The sequence below is a fragment of the Acidobacteriota bacterium genome (genome assembly GCA_035471785.1).
Lineage (GTDB): Bacteria > Acidobacteriota > UBA6911 > RPQK01 > DATIPO01 > JANQFM01.
The window spans coordinates 50,308-65,400 of the sequence record DATIPQ010000083.1; the positions used below are offsets into that span (position 1 = coordinate 50,308).

Genomic DNA, 15,093 nt, shown 5'->3' on the forward strand with positions numbered 1-15,093 from the left:
CGGCATTGGTCATCGCCCTCCATCCTCAGGTCGAACATCAGCGTTTGGACCGCAGACGCTTGACGGCGACTTCAGGATCGGCTGCCGGATCAATCGTACGATTGACCGCCTTGGCCAGCTCTTGCATGATGACCTTGTTGCCGCGGACCTCCTTGTCGATGACCGGGTTGACCCTGAACTCATCCAGCATGGCCTGCAAAGCGTTGTCGCGTCGGCTTTGCTCCAGCCTGCTGAATTCTTCAATGTCCGTTAGGCTTCCGATTAACATCTTGTTACTCCTTTTTGGGGTTGTTCTTGGAGGCCGAACTGGCCCCCATTACGTTGCAAAAATGATAGATGGCGGGTTGGTCCCCGATCGTTGCCCTGCCATATCCCTGGGCGTTGCGAGAAAGCCCCTGAGCAGGGCCGCCTTCACAGGCGCGCCGACAAGTCGGCGAAGGCATCGGCGAGTATGGCGTGCTTACCTGAGAACTTGTCGAGAATGCGGTCGCGTTGCGCCGCATCGAGTTGGTAGAGTCCCGTCTCCGCATCCGCCTTGAGGCGGAAGTAATTGCGAGGGATTAGGTAGAGATCGCTGTCTTCCTGCATCTGGTTGTATTCAACGCTGGCGCTGCTGCGTATCCGGACCCTCTTTTGTCCCAGCAGCCGGCTCACTTGCAGGTAGAGCAGCAGCAGGGCATTTCCGGGGTGGATGCCAAGCCGCTTCCAGACGGCCCCTTGGGCGGCCTGCGTCCCCTGGGTGCCTTGAATACTGACTACCGTCGTTTCGGGCCTGCATTCCTTCCATCTGAAGTAGCCGCCGACCTTGATCAGTTCTTCTTCGCCCTCCAGAAGGTGCAGCGCCGTGCCTCCCAACACCTCCCACATGCCTCGTTTGACGATGACGGAACAGCCGCCCAGCCCGAGCAGGCTCACGCCGCCCTGGTAAAAGCCCTCCAGGTCGCCGCCGGCAAGCCGGCTTTGCAGGGCGAGGACCCCTTCCATCTGCTCTACCGTCCTGCAGCCGCGAAGTTGAAAGGGACTAAGCCCGAGCGCCTGATGGCGGGCGAAGAATTCGCGGGCCTTGCGGACCTTCCCATAGTCGGCAGAGGACTGAACTCGGGACACGAACAGGCAAGCCGCATCCAGGTGGTGGAAGTGATCAGGCCCGCCTCGTTCCTTGATCGCTTGTTCCAGTTCACATTTTTCCTCCTGCGAGCGGGCCTGACAATAGGCACGCTCCAGCATGTCCAGATCGTAGGATGCGGGGAAATCAGAATTTCGGACGATGCTCTGCATTCGCATACTGCTTGCTTTCCGGTTGCCGGCGATGGTCGTTCAGCCGCCTTTAGGGGACTGGGATTACGGTAGCCGCCAATCCGCTCCCGGCCCGTTGCAGGACCGTGTCCGCAGGCGTTGCGGGCAAGGCAGAAAGGATTCAGAAGCCGACTTCCATCTGGGCATAGGAAAAGTGGCTTTGGGTGGAGGTGCCGGCATCGCGCAGATATTGTCCGGTGAAGAAGCGGCTGTGGCCGACCACCAGTTTGAAGCGACTCACATCGAAGCTGAGCGTGAGGTCGATTTCGCTCCCTGCGTCTGGAGAGAGGTCGCCAGCCGGCTGTTGAAAGACGCGGCCGCCGGCATCGTACCAGGCATCGGAATCCTCCTGAGCCAAGTAGAACCGCTGGTAAGCCGCCCGCAGAGAAACCCGGCGTGAAAGACGGGTCTTGAAGACGAGTTCCGCATTGTGAAGATTCTGAAGCGCGAAAAAGTCCATGTGGCCGTAATAGGCGTGGTTGAGGGGAAAGAGGTTGTCGAAGGTCTCGTGGCGGGCGTCAGAGGCGTTGCGGTCTCCGCTTCCGAAATTGTAAGCCGCCCCGATGTGAGAATTGGGCACGGCCTTGAGCGTATGTCCGATTCCCACATGCAGCATCATGGCCCTGTGCTCCTGGCCGCCGAAGGTGCCGAACTGGCGGGCGACCTCCATATCGGCATCCCATTGAGGGCGAAGGCATGCGGCACGCAGGCCAAAAGTATGGACGTTGTCGCCGGCGGCGCCTTGAAAGCGCATCAGCCAATAGGCCTCGAGCTGAGCGTCCCGGATCAAGGTCTTGTCCGTAAAGTAGACGCCGTGAAGCTGGCTGTCGAACATTCGGCTGCCGGTCGGCGCATGGTCATTGAAGGCGTCCGGCCTGACAGGAACCAGACGGGTCGCAAAGAAATCGACTCCACGCCTTTGCGGGTCGCCAAGGGTAAGCCGGGCTCCGTCCCAAACACGGGCGGTATTGGCCCATTCCAGCGATGCGACCAGTCTCTGTGCGCCCAGGTTCAGCTTTTGGCGGCCGACGCGGAGCTTGGCAGGCAAACGGCTGTCGGGAGCCAAACCGACGTCCAGATGGGCCTGGTGGATGTCGAGTTGATCGGAGGTAAGGTTGGGGACTGCCTTTTCGTCGATGAAGTCCTCGCCCCAGATGCGCGCGTCCTGGAGTTCGATAAAAGCCGCCAAGCGGCCCTCCCAGCGGGCGGGAGCCCAGGTCAGATGGAGCCGCAAACGAGAAAGCGTAAAATCTTCGTCGGCGGCCGCCTGGGCCTCATCGAACCTGACTCCGCGTTTGATTTCGAAGCGGGCACGAAGAGTGGCGGAGGCGCTCAGCGAGGGTGCAACCGGTCGCGGACCCGGAGTGCCGAGGCTCTCCGCCCCAGCGCCGGCTGAAGCCATCTCCTTCGGGGGGCCGATCCTATCGGGCGATTCGGTGACCGGTTCCTCCTGGGCAATGGCGACAACGCCTCGGATGCAGAGCGATATGACGATCATGGCCAACCAGCATCGAAAAGCGGAGGCGTTGACCGACTTCCTTTTCATGCCTCCTCCTCGGCAATTGAAGCCTCTTTGTGCATGATCTACCGTCGTCTTGGAATCCCGAGGCCGAGTAGCATCCGTCATCTCGCTTCAGCTTCTGATCCGATCAGCATCGAGACAGGTGTCTTACTCAGACTGGTCTTCGGAGTTGGGAGAAGGAACTTTGTACCTCATCTCGCCTCCAAAGCCCAATGCGTCATTGGAGGAATGTCCGGCTCTGGCCGCGCTGGCCAGCAGCGCGGCATCGGCCCCGATCCTCTCCTGACCGGGTATCCTGGAATGGATTCCGTCGGCCGGGCTGCCGGGCCTGAATCCGCCCTCCCCTTGCAGCATCGAAAGCAAAGCGGCCCGCAGTTCGTAAAAGCGGGGCTCACGAAGCAGCCGTCCCATGTCACGCGGCCGCCGGAAGGGGACGGCGACCTCCTGCTTGATCTTGGCCGACGGCCCGTCGCTCATGACCAGGATGCGGTCGGAAAGCTTGATGGCCTCATCGACGTCGTGGGTAACCATGACCACTATCTTGCGTTCCGCTTCCCAAACCTGGAGAAGCTGATCTTGGAGCGTCAGGCGGGTAAGAGCATCTAAAGCGCCGAAGGGCTCGTCCAGCAAAAGGACTCTGGGTTGGATTGCGAAGGCCCGTGCGATGCAGACACGCTGCCGCATGCCGCCCGAGAGCTGGTTGGGTTTCTTGTCGAAGGCTTCGGCCAGGCCCACCAGCCTCAAGTACTTGCCCGCTAACCGCCTCCGCTGTCGGACTGAGGCCGCCGACATGGTGCAGTCCAGTGCGAAACACAGATTATCGAGCGCGGTCAGCCACGGCAGCAGAACATCGTCCTGGAAGACCACGCCTCGATCGGCGCCCGGCCCGCTGATGGGGCGTCCGCCCAGCGACAGATATCCCTCGTCAAAGGTCAAGAGTCCGGCGATGATGTTAATGAGCGTCGACTTGCCGCAGCCCGAGGAGCCGATCAGCGCAACGAACTCTCGATCAGCCACCCTCAGGTCGATCCCGTCCAGAACCTGGGTAGTGACTCCGCGGGCGGTGAAGCTCTTGCTGATCCCGGAGAGGGCCAGGTAGCCGTCATTCATAGCTGACCATCCCTTCCAGCCTCTGCACGAGGCGGTCCAGGACGAGCCCTGTAGCTCCCGTCGCCAAGATGGCGACCACGATGCTGGCTACGTTGAGGTTGTTCCACTCGTTCCAGACAAAATATCCGATGCCGCGCCCTCCGACCAGCATCTCGGCGGCCACGATCACCAGCCAGGCGATGCCCAGCGAGATGCGCAGACCGGTTACGATTCCGGGCAAAGCCGAGGGAAGCACGATCCGGCGCAACACGGTGGAGCGCTTGGCGCCAAGGGTTCGGGCCAAATCGCAGTATTGGGCGGGAACCGAGCGCACTCCCGCAACCGTATTCAGCAGCAACGGCCACAGCGAAGACATGAAAATGACGAATACCGAGGTCGGTTCGGACTTGCCCAGCAGGGCCAGACCGATGGGGAGCCAGACCAGGGGCGAAACGGGCTTGAGCACCTGGACAAAGGGATCCACAGCCCGGGCCAGGGTGGGGGACCTGCCGATGAGAAACCCCAGCGGCACCGCCGTCGCCGCCGCCAGCAGGAACCCGATGGCGACCCTGCGGAGTGAAGCCAGCAGGTGCCAGCCGATTCCGACATGATTCACGCCCCGTCTGAAGAACGGCTGCGAGAAGATTTCGACAGCTTGTTGCCAGACCTGATAGGGGGAAGGGGCCAGAGTCAGCACCAGCCGAAAGCGGACGGCCAGATCCCAAGCCACCAGGAAGGCAGCGAGAATCACCAGAAAGAGGGCAAAGGACCGAACCTGCTTCCGCTGCAGGATCGAACCCGGCCATCTTTCCAGGTCGGTCAGGAGGGTATGAAAACGCGCCCTCCGGATCGCCCCCGAGCTGCGTTTCTTCACGTGAGCGTCCTTTCCGTCCAGGAGAGCGGGTCGCGGGCGTCAAAGGGGCGTCCCTCGATCATCACCGGTTTGAAGACCTCGCTGGGCGCAGTCGCTCCCAAGGCTTGCAGAGCCTCCCGCGAAGCCGAGGTATCGAAGACCGGCCTCACATAGGCTTCGAAATCGGCGGGGGTCTCGAGACGCTCTTTGGGCACGTATCCCCAACGCACCATCTGGGTGGCCATCCAGACGCCGAAGCTCTGCCACGGATAGGGATCGAAGTCGATGCGGTTGGGAACCGAGCGGGTCGCGCCCAAGCCGTCTTCAAATTGCCCCGTAAGCACGGCCCTTACCACTGATTCGGGCTGATTCAGGTACTCGGAGGGCGCAAGGACGGCGGCGATGTCGGCGCGGTGTGTCGGCTCGTGAGCCCACAAAGCGGCGTCGCTGACAGCCCGTAACAAGGCCCTGTAAGTATTCGGATAGGAGACGGCGAAATCGTCAAGCACGGCGAATCCGCAACAGGGATGTCCTTCCCAGAGGTCGACCGTCAGCTTGTGCAGGAATCCGGCGCCCTCGTAGACCGCCCTCTGATTGGGAGGATCGGGCCCCAGAAAACCGTCGATATTGCCCGAAATGAGATTGGCCAGCATGTCGGGCGGACGCATGACGCGGATGTCGACGTCGTTGTCTGGATCAAGGCCTAGACCGGCCAGGTAGTTGCGCAGCTGGTAGTTGGGCATCGAGTATTCGAAGGCCACCGCCAACACCTTGCCCCGAAACCCCTCGGCGGTGGCAGGCATATCCCGGTGCCGCTTGGCCATCGTGATGGCACAGCCGTTCACGTTGCCGATTACGGCAAGACGGGTCGGCACGGCGGCCGATCCCACCCCATGGGTGATGGCCAGAGGCATGGGCGAGAGCATATGGCTGGCATCGATTTCGCCTGCGATGAGAGAGTCCCTGATCTCGGCGTAGCCGGAGAACTTGACGAGGCTCACGTCGAGGCCATGCTTGGCATAGAAGCCCTGCGGCTTGGCCATAATGAAGGGAGTCGCGCAGGTGATGGGGATGAAGCCGACCCGCAGCTTCCTCTTTTCGATGTCGCTCAGAACGCCGACGTCGCGGACACCCAGCACTTGGCCGGGACTCTGCGCAGCAGGACCCGAATCGCCGCTGTTTCCGCAGGACGACAGCATGGCCCCGCCGGCGCCGGCGCCGACGAGTTTTAAGAAGGCCCTCCGGTCACATGATTTGCTCATCAGTCTTCAACCTCCATTGAATGGAACAGGGTCGGCCGCGAAACGGACGCTCAAGAAAGGGAAGCGCAGCATCGTCTTGCCGATGTCGCGATCGGCCGAACGGGTAGTCTCGGCCGGGTCGACCCAGCAGGCGCCGCGCATGACCTTGAACTCGCCCTCCGGGGCACCTTGGGGGTCGACCGCGGGTGCGGTGCCTAGGTCTTCCTGATAGATGTCTTGGATCCACTCCCAGGCATTGCCGTGCATTTCGAAAAAGCCCCAGGCATTGGGAGGCAGAGACCTGACCTCGACGGTTTCATCTCGGTAGATCCCCTTCTCTCCGCCCGGGTAAGGGAAGTTGCCGTTGTAGTTGACTTGGTCGGTGGTAATGTTCTCTCCGAAGGAAAAGGGAGTCTGAGTGCCTGCTCGGCAGGCATACTCCCATTCCGCTTCGGTGGGCAGCCGAAACCTCCAGCCGTCGAGGCCCCGGTTGATGGTCCGTGCGAACTCCTGGGTGTCGTTCCAGCTCAGTTGCTCGACGGGCTTGTTTTCGGCCTTCGACCAGGAGGGGTTTGATCCCATCACTTCCTGCCAAAGCAGTTGGGTACAGGCAGTATCCGACAGGAAGAAGGGCTTGGTGATGGTTACCGGGTGCAGCACTTCGTGAGCCATGCGTCCCGGCTCAGAATCGGGCGAACCCATCATGAACCGACCGGGTTTCACCAACCGCATCCGCGCCAGAGCACGGCCTACATTGAATTCGACATATTCGCCATACTGATCGCTGCCGCCATGGAAACTCCAACGGCTCATGATTGCCTCCGCGCCGGCAAGGCCTGTGAGATGCTCCCCAAAGCCTGCAACGCCCCTTCCAGCCGTGGCAGTGAGGCGTAGACTGGATCCCGCGCCAGCACGCGGTCCACCTCTTCCAGCCTCCATAAGGGAACGTAAGGGAAAAGGTGGTGGACCAAGTGAAAGCCCTCGCCCTTCTTCTCGCCCAGGATGAACCTCTCAAACCAGTTTGAATCGCGGTTCCAGGACATGTACAGGTCGAGCCGCGGATTGGCCGATTCGACCAGCGGATAGTGTTCCATCAGTTCCGCCAGCATCCCGATCCAGACCTGGGTGGTGATCAGCGGCAGCAACCAATAGGCGGCGAGAATGTCCAGCCAGCCTCCGAATACGGCCAGGACTATGGCGGCGGCGAAGAAGAGGAGCCTTATCAGAGACTCGCGGCGCCGCTCCTCAGGGTTCCAAATCCTGTAGCGCAGGAGATGGGAGATATAGGAAAGCGTGGTGCGCGGGCCGGCGATGGAGCGCAGATGGCGGCGCAAGGCTCCCCGCTCGAGGTTGTGGCCGCACAATCCGTAGCGCTGGTACTGCTGGTAGTCGGGATCGCGGCGGGGATCGCCCAAGCGGCCGTGGTGATCGCGCAGGTGAGACGCCCAATACCCCGTGTAGCTCTGAAGTACGGGATATCCACCCAGAAGCGTCCCCAGCAGGCGCCCCAGAGTCTTGTTCGACATCAGCGTGCCGTGACAGGCTTGATGGAGCACCCCCGCCAGCGCCCGCTGCCGCCCTCCGATAAAGAAGACCGCCGGCAGGAAGACAAGCAAGGCAACGGCGGGATGCAGCACGCGCCAGGCATAGAGGGAAATCCAAATCCAGAAGCCGATGACGAGCCAGTGCTCGGCGATTTCCAGCGGGCCGTGCCAATTGTCTAATCGGGAATGAGACCTGACGGCTTTCAGGATCTCCTTCGAGAAACGATGTCGCCTGGCCGGCTGAGCCTTCCCTTGAGCCGAGCTCATGCCCCCCTCCTGACTTGCCTGACAGCCGGCCTCTCACGCCACCGGACTGCCCGCCCGCGGTGAAGGAACCCGAGCAAAGCCGGTACCGGCGAGACCAAGTGGTGTTTGCCTTGGGCCTGGCTAAGCCCACCGGCGCGGATCTGGGGAAGGCGGCTCCAGTGAGCCTGGGGGCTTAGATGATGTTCCTGGTGATAGCCGTCGTTGAAAGTCAGAAGATTATAAAGTCGGCCATAGTAGCTTACCGAGTTGGCATAACGGTCTTCCGGCGAGGCGCCGTAATGCTCGTAATAGTTTTGCACGTTGACGAGAGCGAAAGACAGGTAGAGAGCCGGCAGGTAAACAAAGACCGCCCATTGCCAGTCAAGGGCCAGAAAGAGGACGATGCCGACGCTCAGAGCCATCCTATCGAGCTGGATCTGGCGTTGTTCGGCACGCCTCTTAAGAGGATTCCGCGACAGCAGCGAGCGGAGTTCCGACTCGCGTCCGCCCACACGCCACAGCCGCAAGACCGAGAGCAGAGCCCGGCCCACGCCTAAGAGCGTCGTCGCGGCTCCCCAAAATGCGTATCGCAGCAGCCCTGCGTGGTCGTCTCCCTCGCCGTCGCGAAAAGTCGAAGAGAAGTCCCCGGTAGTGCCGTCCGCCCTTTTGCGGTCGTTGTGGTAGCGATGGTGGTTGCGCACGTGAAAAAGCTCATACGCCTTCACCGACTGAGCGATGTTGAGGGAATTGAGCATGGAAACCAACCGGTTGAGAAAAGGGGACCGGAACCAAGCCTGGTGGGTGAAGACATGAGAGATGACGATGATGTTGTAGACGGTCATCAGCACCACCACGGGCAAGCCTGCAAAACGGGTGACAGCGGAGCCGTCCCTCCAGGTCAGGGCAAGCGTCAAGGTCAATGTCAGATGGGCGACGCTGAGCCCCGCCAGAATGGCGTCTCGCGGCGTAAACCTGCATAGCCTCATCACGATACTTCTCTCCACTAAGTCTCGGCTAACCTTGAAGAATTCTCAGAACCGGGAAGAATGTTAGCGGCGGACTGGTCTCGTTTCGTTGCCGGCACGTATCAAGCGCCGTTCCCGCAAGGACGAATGAAAAAGGAGGCTGAGGAAGAAGGTTCAGTCTCGGTCCGGCTCGAGCTTGTAGATCCATTCGTCGATTTCTTTGTCGCGGGCGTTGGCGAAGGCCTTTTCCTCTCCTGCCAGGGAAAAGCCTCCCTTTTCAAGGACCCGGACGGAAGCCCGGTTGTCTTTGGCGGTACGGGCATACAAGGGCCGCTTCGGGACCAAGTCCAGCAAGAGCTTCAAGGCGCGGGTGGCGAAGCCTTTACCCCAGTGCTCTTTACCCAGCCAGTAGGTCACCTCGGGAGTTCCCTCGCGTTCAAAGCAGGAGATCATTCCGATCACCTCGCCGTCCACGTCGATGGTTCTCTTGATCACCGAATCGTCGGCCAAGATCTTCTTCCAGCGTTTCATGAAGGCCTCCTCGTCATGTGGCGACTTGGGGACGAAGGCGGCCATATGTCTGGCGTCGGGATCGCGCTGCTGCAGGAAGAAGACGGGAAGATCGTCTTCGTCTATTTCGCGCAGTATGAGTTTTTTCTTCACCAGAAGCCTATGATGCCAGGTAAGACTGCAGCTCTCCACGGCGGCGCACGTCCAGGGTGGCGCAGTGGAACGATCCGCCGAAGCTGTTGAAATCTCGGAAATTGCAGAGGACGGGCTTGAATCCCCAATCCGTCAGGGCCTTGATCATCGGTTCATCGCTGCGTTCAACAATCACCCGCTCCTGGTCGAGCATGAGGACGTTCATATTGATCCATCCGCTCGACATGTAAAGAGGATGAGTGCGGGGAAACACCGGCCGCGGAGCGCGCAAGACGTCCCATCCCTTGAAGATGGAGGGCACTTGCGGCACGCGCTCGGGGTTAATGAGCAGCTTGCCGGGAGACAACGGCATCAGGGTGGCGTCGATGTGCATGGGGTGAGTGTCATTGAACTCGAAGACGTGAAGCCGGTACTTGCCGTCAAGGTGACGGCGAAGCCACTCGATGCCGAAATCGTTGGTGACGTTGCTTTTCTGCGCGATGATGTCGCATCCGCAGCGGATGAAGTCAGCCGCTTCGAAAGTCGGTTCGAATTCGTTGATGACGTAGCGCGGCGGCTCGTCCTCTTGTGGCTCCTCCCAGCCCTCATCGTAGAGTTCGTCCCGCAGTTCGGGCTTGGGTGCGGCTGTCCATCCGGCCCCGCGGCAAAAATACTCCTTGAGAAGAGGCCTGAAGGCGGAGGTTCCATAGTAGCGCGAGCGCCAGGCCAGAGGACATTCCAGAATCTCGTTGCCCAGCACCAGCAACACGTCCCGGGGCATGGCGTCGTAGAGTCCCGTGCTGGTCCAGCCGGGGGCCCCATAGGTACGGTGAAGGGCCTGCGGCTCGGGGCGGCGCACATTGACTCCTTCCGCGCGCAGAATGTGGACCAATTCTTCCAGATCCCTCTTGGCGGCAGCTACTCGCTCGGCCGGAAAGGGCCTGCCGGAGCGGGCGCGGAAAAGCGCGCGCTGATGGTGAGGAAGCGGCGCCCGGACAGAAACGTGCCAGGGCGGAAACCTGGCTCCGTCCACCACGCCGACAATGACCTCTTCAAGAAGATCCCACTCGTTGTGGCAGTTGACGGGACAACCGGGGCTAGCCATGGCGCCCTCCGCAGAGGGCCGCACCAACACTAACGGAAACCCGCTCGCGGATGCGGGCCTGCCCTGCGACCTTGACGCGTTGACCGGCGAGTTCGACCAGCAGCCGGCCTCCCCTCGGCGACAACTGAAGTGCGGCCAGCCGGCTCTTGTGCAGCCGTTCGCCCCAGTAGGGCCCCAGCTTGCAATGGGCTGAGACGCAAACCTGGTCTTCGTCGACCCCCAAGGCGGGAAAGAACGACCGCGAGACGAAGTCTGCATCCTGGGCGCCGGCCCTGGCGGTGACGACGTGGCCGCGGCATTCGATCTGGGCCAGTGCAGCGAAGTCCGGCCGAAGGGATGCCACCGCCTCCTCGTTGTGCAATTCGATCACGATGTCGTCGATCGACCGGGCGCATTGGACCATCTCGACGCCCAGGGCCTCTCTCAACCCCTGGGGAGGAGGACAGGCAGCCACCTCAAGCCGAGGCAGGTCGAGCGAGATGAAGCCGTCTCTGAGCCGGGCGTAGAGGGGACCGCTGCAGGTGCGGAAGCATAATTTGGAAGAGCGTCTCACCCCCGCCACCTCGTACAAGTAGCAGGCGCTTGCGATAGTGGCGTGGCCGCACAGGTTCAGCTCTTTGCGGGGGGTGAACCAACGAATGCGATAGTTGCCGCCGTCCCCGACCAGGAAGGCCGTAGTGGGCAGGCCCAGGCCCAAGGCAATCGATTGCATCCGCCGGGTGGCAGGAAAACTCTCGGCCGCGACCACTGCCGCGTCATTACCCGCGAAACGTTGGTCGGCGAAGGTTTCAGCTATCCAGGCTTGCATGAAGAATCGCTTCCGCGCGAGCCCGCCCCGGCTGGTGGGCATCCGCTTGGCTCATTCCCAGGAACATCCGGTCGATAGCCTGGCCCAATCCCCAGACTTCGGAATAGGGCGGCCCCCCGTTCAGACCGTTGTCGATGTCACGCTGTCTGCCATAAGCCGCAATCATCCAGTCGGGAGTGGCCGGATAACGATGATGGAAATCGTGGTTGGGCAGGTCGCCGACCACCACCAGAAGCCGCGAGGGCAGATGATAAAACAACATGGAGGCGCTCCAGGCCAGCCAGGAAGCCAGGCCCCTCGGCTTCCACGGGGAGGCCGAGGGCACGGCGCGTCCGCAGAACCGTCCCCAGGTCGCGGCCACGTGATAGTAGCGGGTGCCATGCCTGGGATCGCGCTGGGTCAGCCAGGCATGCTCCCCCAGCTTGTCGAGCAGGGCGCTCAGTTGCGCCAGCAGGATGACCGGAATCAAGAAAGCCAGCAGCAAGACCGTCCCGCCGTGGGGAAGCCAGATCGGCAGCGAGAGCCAGAAGGCGGCCCAGGAAAGGAAGCCGACCCGCCTCCAGGTCCCCTTGACCAGATTGCACCACAGCCGGTCGACGAATCCGCGTAGGTAGAAGGCGGGAGAAAAGAACACCAGAAGAGCCTGCAGCCAAAGCCGCCGCCTGGTCATGCCGGGCCGGAATCCGAGACCCAGCAGAACCTGCACCGGAGGATCCTCGTGGGTAGCGAAGACGGCTTCCCGATGATGGGAGTGAAAGTGCTCGACGCGAAAGGTGTCGGCATCCTGATAGAAGGTGAGCACCGTGACCATCTCGCCCACAAGGTTGTCGCGTTTTCCGTTTCCTGAAAACCGCTTGTGAATGCACTGGTGAGCGATGACCAGTATCATGCTGCGGGCTGCCGACAGAGTTAGAATCCAACCTGCCAGCAGGGCCAGGTACCAAAACTGAAAGCGGAGCGAAACCGCCACTACCGAGAGCGACAGTCCTGCAAAGTAGATCGCTAATATGAGGACCAGGTAGCTGAACCAGGTATGACGGATCAGCGGCTGCTGGCGGGGCAACGCCTTGCCGGTGAACCAAGTCCAGAAATGCTGCGTCCAAGCCGGGAAGCGCAGGAACGACTCCCGCACATCGATTGCGTCAGACATTCTCAGCCTCCGCTTAGGCAGGAATCTTGTGGCGCCCATGAGAAGACGCGGAAATCTCCTTGCCGAGACGGTTGAAAAATCCCTCCCACAACCGCCACATCTCTTCTGCGCTCTCCAGGACCAGACCCTCCTCGGCCGCGCTGAAGTCGTGCATCATCGTGTGGTTGGCTTCCTCGACGTGATCAGGTTCCTGCTCGACATGAATCTCCACCCATTCCAGGTCGGTGACCCCGGTCGCGCCCGCGACCGCCTTGCCGATGGCCGAGACCATCAAAAGATCCGTCACTTCGGTGGCGAAGATGGACCCGAGGGCTGAACAGCGGTCGCGAGAACCCCGTCGATAGCCCTCCACCAGCGCCGCCGTCTCCCGAAAGGGAGCTTGTCCGGTGATTTGCCGGCGGCTGAATCCGGCCCGCTCCATGGTGTGAATGTAGACCACTTCGTGAGCCCGGCCGACATTTCCTCCGCCCGCCTCTTGAGCGAGTATCCGCGAGATGGCGCTCTTCGATTCGATATCGGGAAGCACCGCGATGCAGCGAGCCAGGAAGGTGGGGAAGTAATGCAGCGGATGCCACCACTGCCCCACGATCACAGCGGCCTTGTCGACCGCCAGCGGCGCCTCGGCCACGCGCCGGAAGAAGTCGTGGCCGACGAAACGGCGGCGCACGGAGTTCTCCTCCAAACGGTTCGTCAAGGTGTGAGAGTTGTGCTTGCTTTCCATTTTCCTTCAAGTCTCCTTTCAGGGCTCCTCAAGCGGCCCGTTCAATCAAGAAGTAGCGGTGCAACTCGCAGGCCTTTTGGTAGAGATCCCGGTTTCCGCTGGCCTTCGCGATCTTGAGAAACGTCTTCCAAATGAAGTTGTCGCCGCCATCTCGGCGATAGTGCCTTTTGATGAGGACGGCGAATATGTCCCGGTAGTTGTCCAAGTCAATGACGCCTGAAAGCGTCAGCAGGGAATCATGCTCCCGGCTGCTCATGGGACGGCGGGTGCAAATGCTGTCGGTCGGAATGCCTGCCTCTTTCTCCGGCATGAAGCGCAGCAGCTTGCGGCCGTCATCCACATCCGAGAAGTCGAGCATGAGATGAACCCGCTTGTCCTGGGAAAAGGAAGCCGCGCTGTGAGGGCAGGAAGCGTCGAAGAACCAGGCCTCGCCGGCCCGCATCCGGTAAACCGTGTTCTCCTCCATGAAGAAACAATGCTCGTTGGTCAGAAGCGGCAGGTGAAGGCGATGGGCGTTGCGCTTCTTTTCGGGAATTTCTCCCAATTCCAGCAGATCCCTGTGGGGAATGATCACGCTGTTGGATATGACCGCCAGCCGCGCGAAGTTGAGGAAATCGAGATTGAAGTACCGCTCAACAAGCCCGGAAAGATAAGGCAGTTGTCGACCGTATTCGGTAATCGCCGGGCGCTGCGTGAAGTCATAGTTGGTGACCAGGCCGTCGCCCCGGTCGCCTCCGGCCGCCCAGAGCATGCAACTTTTCCAAGGACCGCCGCACAGGTATTCGCTGTAAGCGTCGGAGAAAGCGAGGCGGGCGCTTTTTTCAATCTCCGCATCGGCCTTGGTCCAATCGATTTCCAACCGTCCGACTCTTTGTGTACGCATCGCGACTTCCTTTCAGGCAACGGAGGTAAAAGGCTCGCCCCAGACATTTGCGCTCTTGACCCGGTTGTGACCGTAGACATCCTTGCCGCCCACCAGGACGCACCCGTGGCGGGAGAGATCAAAGTGATGCCCGAACTCGTCGAACTCGGTCATGCCCTCATACACTTTCACGTGGGTTGGAATGACCCGGATCGAGAAGCCCATCCTCTGCTTGCGGCTGGTATTGGGATTCGAGCCGTGAACGCAGCGCGCGGTAAAGATCACGAACTCTCCCGGTTTCATCTCGGCGTAGGCGATGTCTTTCTCGTCGGGATTCCAAGTCTTGTCGAGCTTGGCGTCGTCGTAGCTGTAGCCGAAAAACGTATTCTCGATCCGAGTGTCGTCCCAGTTCAGCCTGCGCTTCTCGTCGTAGTACCAGGTGCGGTGGCTGCCGGGCAGGAATCTCAGACATCCGTTCTCTTTGGTGGCCTCGGTGAAGGCCACCCAGGCGGTCAGCTCCATGGGGACGCCGTTGGAATGGGTAGTCGCCTTCAGCATCCCCTCGGTGGCTTCGCCAATGGCGTAGGTTTCGACCTGGTGCCAACCAGTCCCGGCATCTCCCGGATTCTTGGGAAAGAACTCTGTGCGCCAGCAGAGCACGTCGGGGCCGATCAAGGACTGAAAGCGCCGCACGATGGCCGGCTCGGAGATGATCCTGCTCAAGCCCGGGATGTCGAGGTGGCGGTCGTAGTTAAGCGGGTTGTCGAAAGCGGCCCGCTTGGTGTTCTCAGGGTTGAGAAGCGCCGCCCGCTGCTCCTTCCACCATACCTTCATGGCCTCGGGCTCCCACAGTTTGAAGGGGCCGATGAAGCCCTGTTGGTTGAAGGTCTCCCTTTCCGATTCGAAGTCGATCATCTTTTTCATCCTCGTCAGTGGAATGCAGGCCGAGTCCGCCTCGAAGGCGGCAGCCCGGCCTCTGCTCTCCAGGGCAAGGCCACTGGCTCGGCTATCTGCATGAAAGGCCAGACGACGATAGCCATCCGCTACGT

General features: G+C 61.0%; 16 protein-coding genes. All 16 read right to left on the reverse strand.

From position 1 onward, the window contains the following. Positions 1-37: 37 nt before the first annotated feature. The 16 genes from VLU25_11805 to VLU25_11880 all read right to left on the reverse strand — a co-directional run bounded on the left by VLU25_11805 (position 38) and on the right by VLU25_11880 (position 14,968). Entirely contained in the window at positions 38-268 is a 231-nt protein-coding gene (locus VLU25_11805; protein HSR68614.1) for a hypothetical protein, read from the reverse strand. A 143-nt stretch (positions 269-411) separates the two neighbouring features. Next, positions 412-1,278 carry a hypothetical protein gene (locus VLU25_11810; protein HSR68615.1) on the reverse strand — a complete coding sequence of 289 codons (867 nt, stop codon included), beginning with the start codon at positions 1,276-1,278 and terminating at the stop codon, positions 412-414. Positions 1,279-1,417: 139 nt separating this feature from the next. Next, positions 1,418-2,842, reverse strand: coding sequence for an alginate export family protein (locus tag VLU25_11815; protein ID HSR68616.1), 1,425 nt, complete (start codon positions 2,840-2,842; stop codon positions 1,418-1,420). A gap of 123 nt (positions 2,843-2,965) precedes the next feature. Continuing rightward, positions 2,966-3,928, reverse strand: a complete 963-nt coding sequence (locus VLU25_11820) for an ABC transporter ATP-binding protein (protein HSR68617.1) — start codon at positions 3,926-3,928, stop codon at positions 2,966-2,968. Continuing rightward, complete coding sequence (gene ntrB, locus VLU25_11825) at positions 3,921-4,781, reverse strand: nitrate ABC transporter permease (GenBank protein HSR68618.1); 861 nt, start codon at positions 4,779-4,781, stop codon at positions 3,921-3,923. The genes VLU25_11820 and ntrB overlap by 8 nt, the downstream gene beginning before the upstream one ends. Continuing rightward, on the reverse strand, positions 4,778-6,022 hold the full coding sequence (locus VLU25_11830; GenBank protein ID HSR68619.1) for a CmpA/NrtA family ABC transporter substrate-binding protein: 1,245 nt from the start codon (positions 6,020-6,022) through the stop codon (positions 4,778-4,780). The genes ntrB and VLU25_11830 overlap by 4 nt, the downstream gene beginning before the upstream one ends. A 6-nt stretch (positions 6,023-6,028) precedes the next feature. Next, entirely contained in the window at positions 6,029-6,814 is a 786-nt protein-coding gene (locus VLU25_11835) for a formylglycine-generating enzyme family protein (protein ID HSR68620.1), read from the reverse strand. Continuing rightward, the gene (locus VLU25_11840) at positions 6,811-7,812 is read right to left on the reverse strand and encodes a fatty acid desaturase (protein HSR68621.1); all 1,002 of its coding nucleotides are present in this window, start codon (positions 7,810-7,812) and stop codon (positions 6,811-6,813) included. The genes VLU25_11835 and VLU25_11840 overlap by 4 nt, the downstream gene beginning before the upstream one ends. After that, entirely contained in the window at positions 7,809-8,777 is a 969-nt protein-coding gene (locus tag VLU25_11845; GenBank protein ID HSR68622.1) for a fatty acid desaturase, read from the reverse strand. Before VLU25_11845 ends, VLU25_11840 begins: the two co-directional genes overlap by 4 nt. Before the next feature lie 153 nt (positions 8,778-8,930). Continuing rightward, positions 8,931-9,422, reverse strand: coding sequence for a GNAT family N-acetyltransferase (locus tag VLU25_11850; protein ID HSR68623.1), 492 nt, complete (start codon positions 9,420-9,422; stop codon positions 8,931-8,933). 4 nt (positions 9,423-9,426) lie between these two features. Continuing rightward, the gene (locus VLU25_11855) at positions 9,427-10,503 is read right to left on the reverse strand and encodes an amidinotransferase (GenBank protein ID HSR68624.1); all 1,077 of its coding nucleotides are present in this window, start codon (positions 10,501-10,503) and stop codon (positions 9,427-9,429) included. Next, positions 10,496-11,311 carry a PhzF family phenazine biosynthesis protein gene (locus VLU25_11860; GenBank protein ID HSR68625.1) on the reverse strand — a complete coding sequence of 272 codons (816 nt, stop codon included), beginning with the start codon at positions 11,309-11,311 and terminating at the stop codon, positions 10,496-10,498. The genes VLU25_11855 and VLU25_11860 overlap by 8 nt, the downstream gene beginning before the upstream one ends. Further along, positions 11,292-12,461, reverse strand: coding sequence for a fatty acid desaturase (locus tag VLU25_11865; GenBank protein ID HSR68626.1), 1,170 nt, complete (start codon positions 12,459-12,461; stop codon positions 11,292-11,294). The genes VLU25_11860 and VLU25_11865 overlap by 20 nt, the downstream gene beginning before the upstream one ends. A gap of 13 nt (positions 12,462-12,474) precedes the next feature. Continuing rightward, positions 12,475-13,182 carry an iron-containing redox enzyme family protein gene (locus VLU25_11870; GenBank protein ID HSR68627.1) on the reverse strand — a complete coding sequence of 236 codons (708 nt, stop codon included), beginning with the start codon at positions 13,180-13,182 and terminating at the stop codon, positions 12,475-12,477. Positions 13,183-13,210: 28 nt separating this feature from the next. Next, complete coding sequence (locus VLU25_11875; protein ID HSR68628.1) at positions 13,211-14,065, reverse strand: aspartyl/asparaginyl beta-hydroxylase domain-containing protein; 855 nt, start codon at positions 14,063-14,065, stop codon at positions 13,211-13,213. Positions 14,066-14,077: 12 nt separating this feature from the next. Further along, positions 14,078-14,968, reverse strand: coding sequence for a chlorinating enzyme (locus tag VLU25_11880; GenBank protein ID HSR68629.1), 891 nt, complete (start codon positions 14,966-14,968; stop codon positions 14,078-14,080). Positions 14,969-15,093: the final 125 nt, after the last annotated feature.

What these genes read in the sequence shown, in the direction of transcription:
- VLU25_11805 (HSR68614.1), bottom strand. Translation starts at nt 268, where the DNA reads ATGTTAATCGGAAGCCTAACGGACATTGAAGAATTCAGCAGGCTGGAG.
- VLU25_11810 (HSR68615.1), bottom strand. Translation starts at nt 1,278, where the DNA reads ATGCAGAGCATCGTCCGAAATTCTGATTTCCCCGCATCCTACGATCTG.
- VLU25_11815 (HSR68616.1), bottom strand. Translation starts at nt 2,842, where the DNA reads ATGAAAAGGAAGTCGGTCAACGCCTCCGCTTTTCGATGCTGGTTGGCC.
- VLU25_11820 (HSR68617.1), bottom strand. Translation starts at nt 3,928, where the DNA reads ATGAATGACGGCTACCTGGCCCTCTCCGGGATCAGCAAGAGCTTCACC.
- VLU25_11830 (HSR68619.1), bottom strand. Translation starts at nt 6,022, where the DNA reads ATGAGCAAATCATGTGACCGGAGGGCCTTCTTAAAACTCGTCGGCGCC.
- VLU25_11835 (HSR68620.1), bottom strand. Translation starts at nt 6,814, where the DNA reads ATGAGCCGTTGGAGTTTCCATGGCGGCAGCGATCAGTATGGCGAATAT.
- VLU25_11840 (HSR68621.1), bottom strand. Translation starts at nt 7,812, where the DNA reads ATGAGCTCGGCTCAAGGGAAGGCTCAGCCGGCCAGGCGACATCGTTTC.
- VLU25_11845 (HSR68622.1), bottom strand. Translation starts at nt 8,777, where the DNA reads ATGAGGCTATGCAGGTTTACGCCGCGAGACGCCATTCTGGCGGGGCTC.
- VLU25_11855 (HSR68624.1), bottom strand. Translation starts at nt 10,503, where the DNA reads ATGGCTAGCCCCGGTTGTCCCGTCAACTGCCACAACGAGTGGGATCTT.
- VLU25_11860 (HSR68625.1), bottom strand. Translation starts at nt 11,311, where the DNA reads ATGCAAGCCTGGATAGCTGAAACCTTCGCCGACCAACGTTTCGCGGGT.
- VLU25_11865 (HSR68626.1), bottom strand. Translation starts at nt 12,461, where the DNA reads ATGTCTGACGCAATCGATGTGCGGGAGTCGTTCCTGCGCTTCCCGGCT.
- VLU25_11870 (HSR68627.1), bottom strand. Translation starts at nt 13,182, where the DNA reads ATGGAAAGCAAGCACAACTCTCACACCTTGACGAACCGTTTGGAGGAG.
- VLU25_11875 (HSR68628.1), bottom strand. Translation starts at nt 14,065, where the DNA reads ATGCGTACACAAAGAGTCGGACGGTTGGAAATCGATTGGACCAAGGCC.
- VLU25_11880 (HSR68629.1), bottom strand. Translation starts at nt 14,968, where the DNA reads ATGAAAAAGATGATCGACTTCGAATCGGAAAGGGAGACCTTCAACCAA.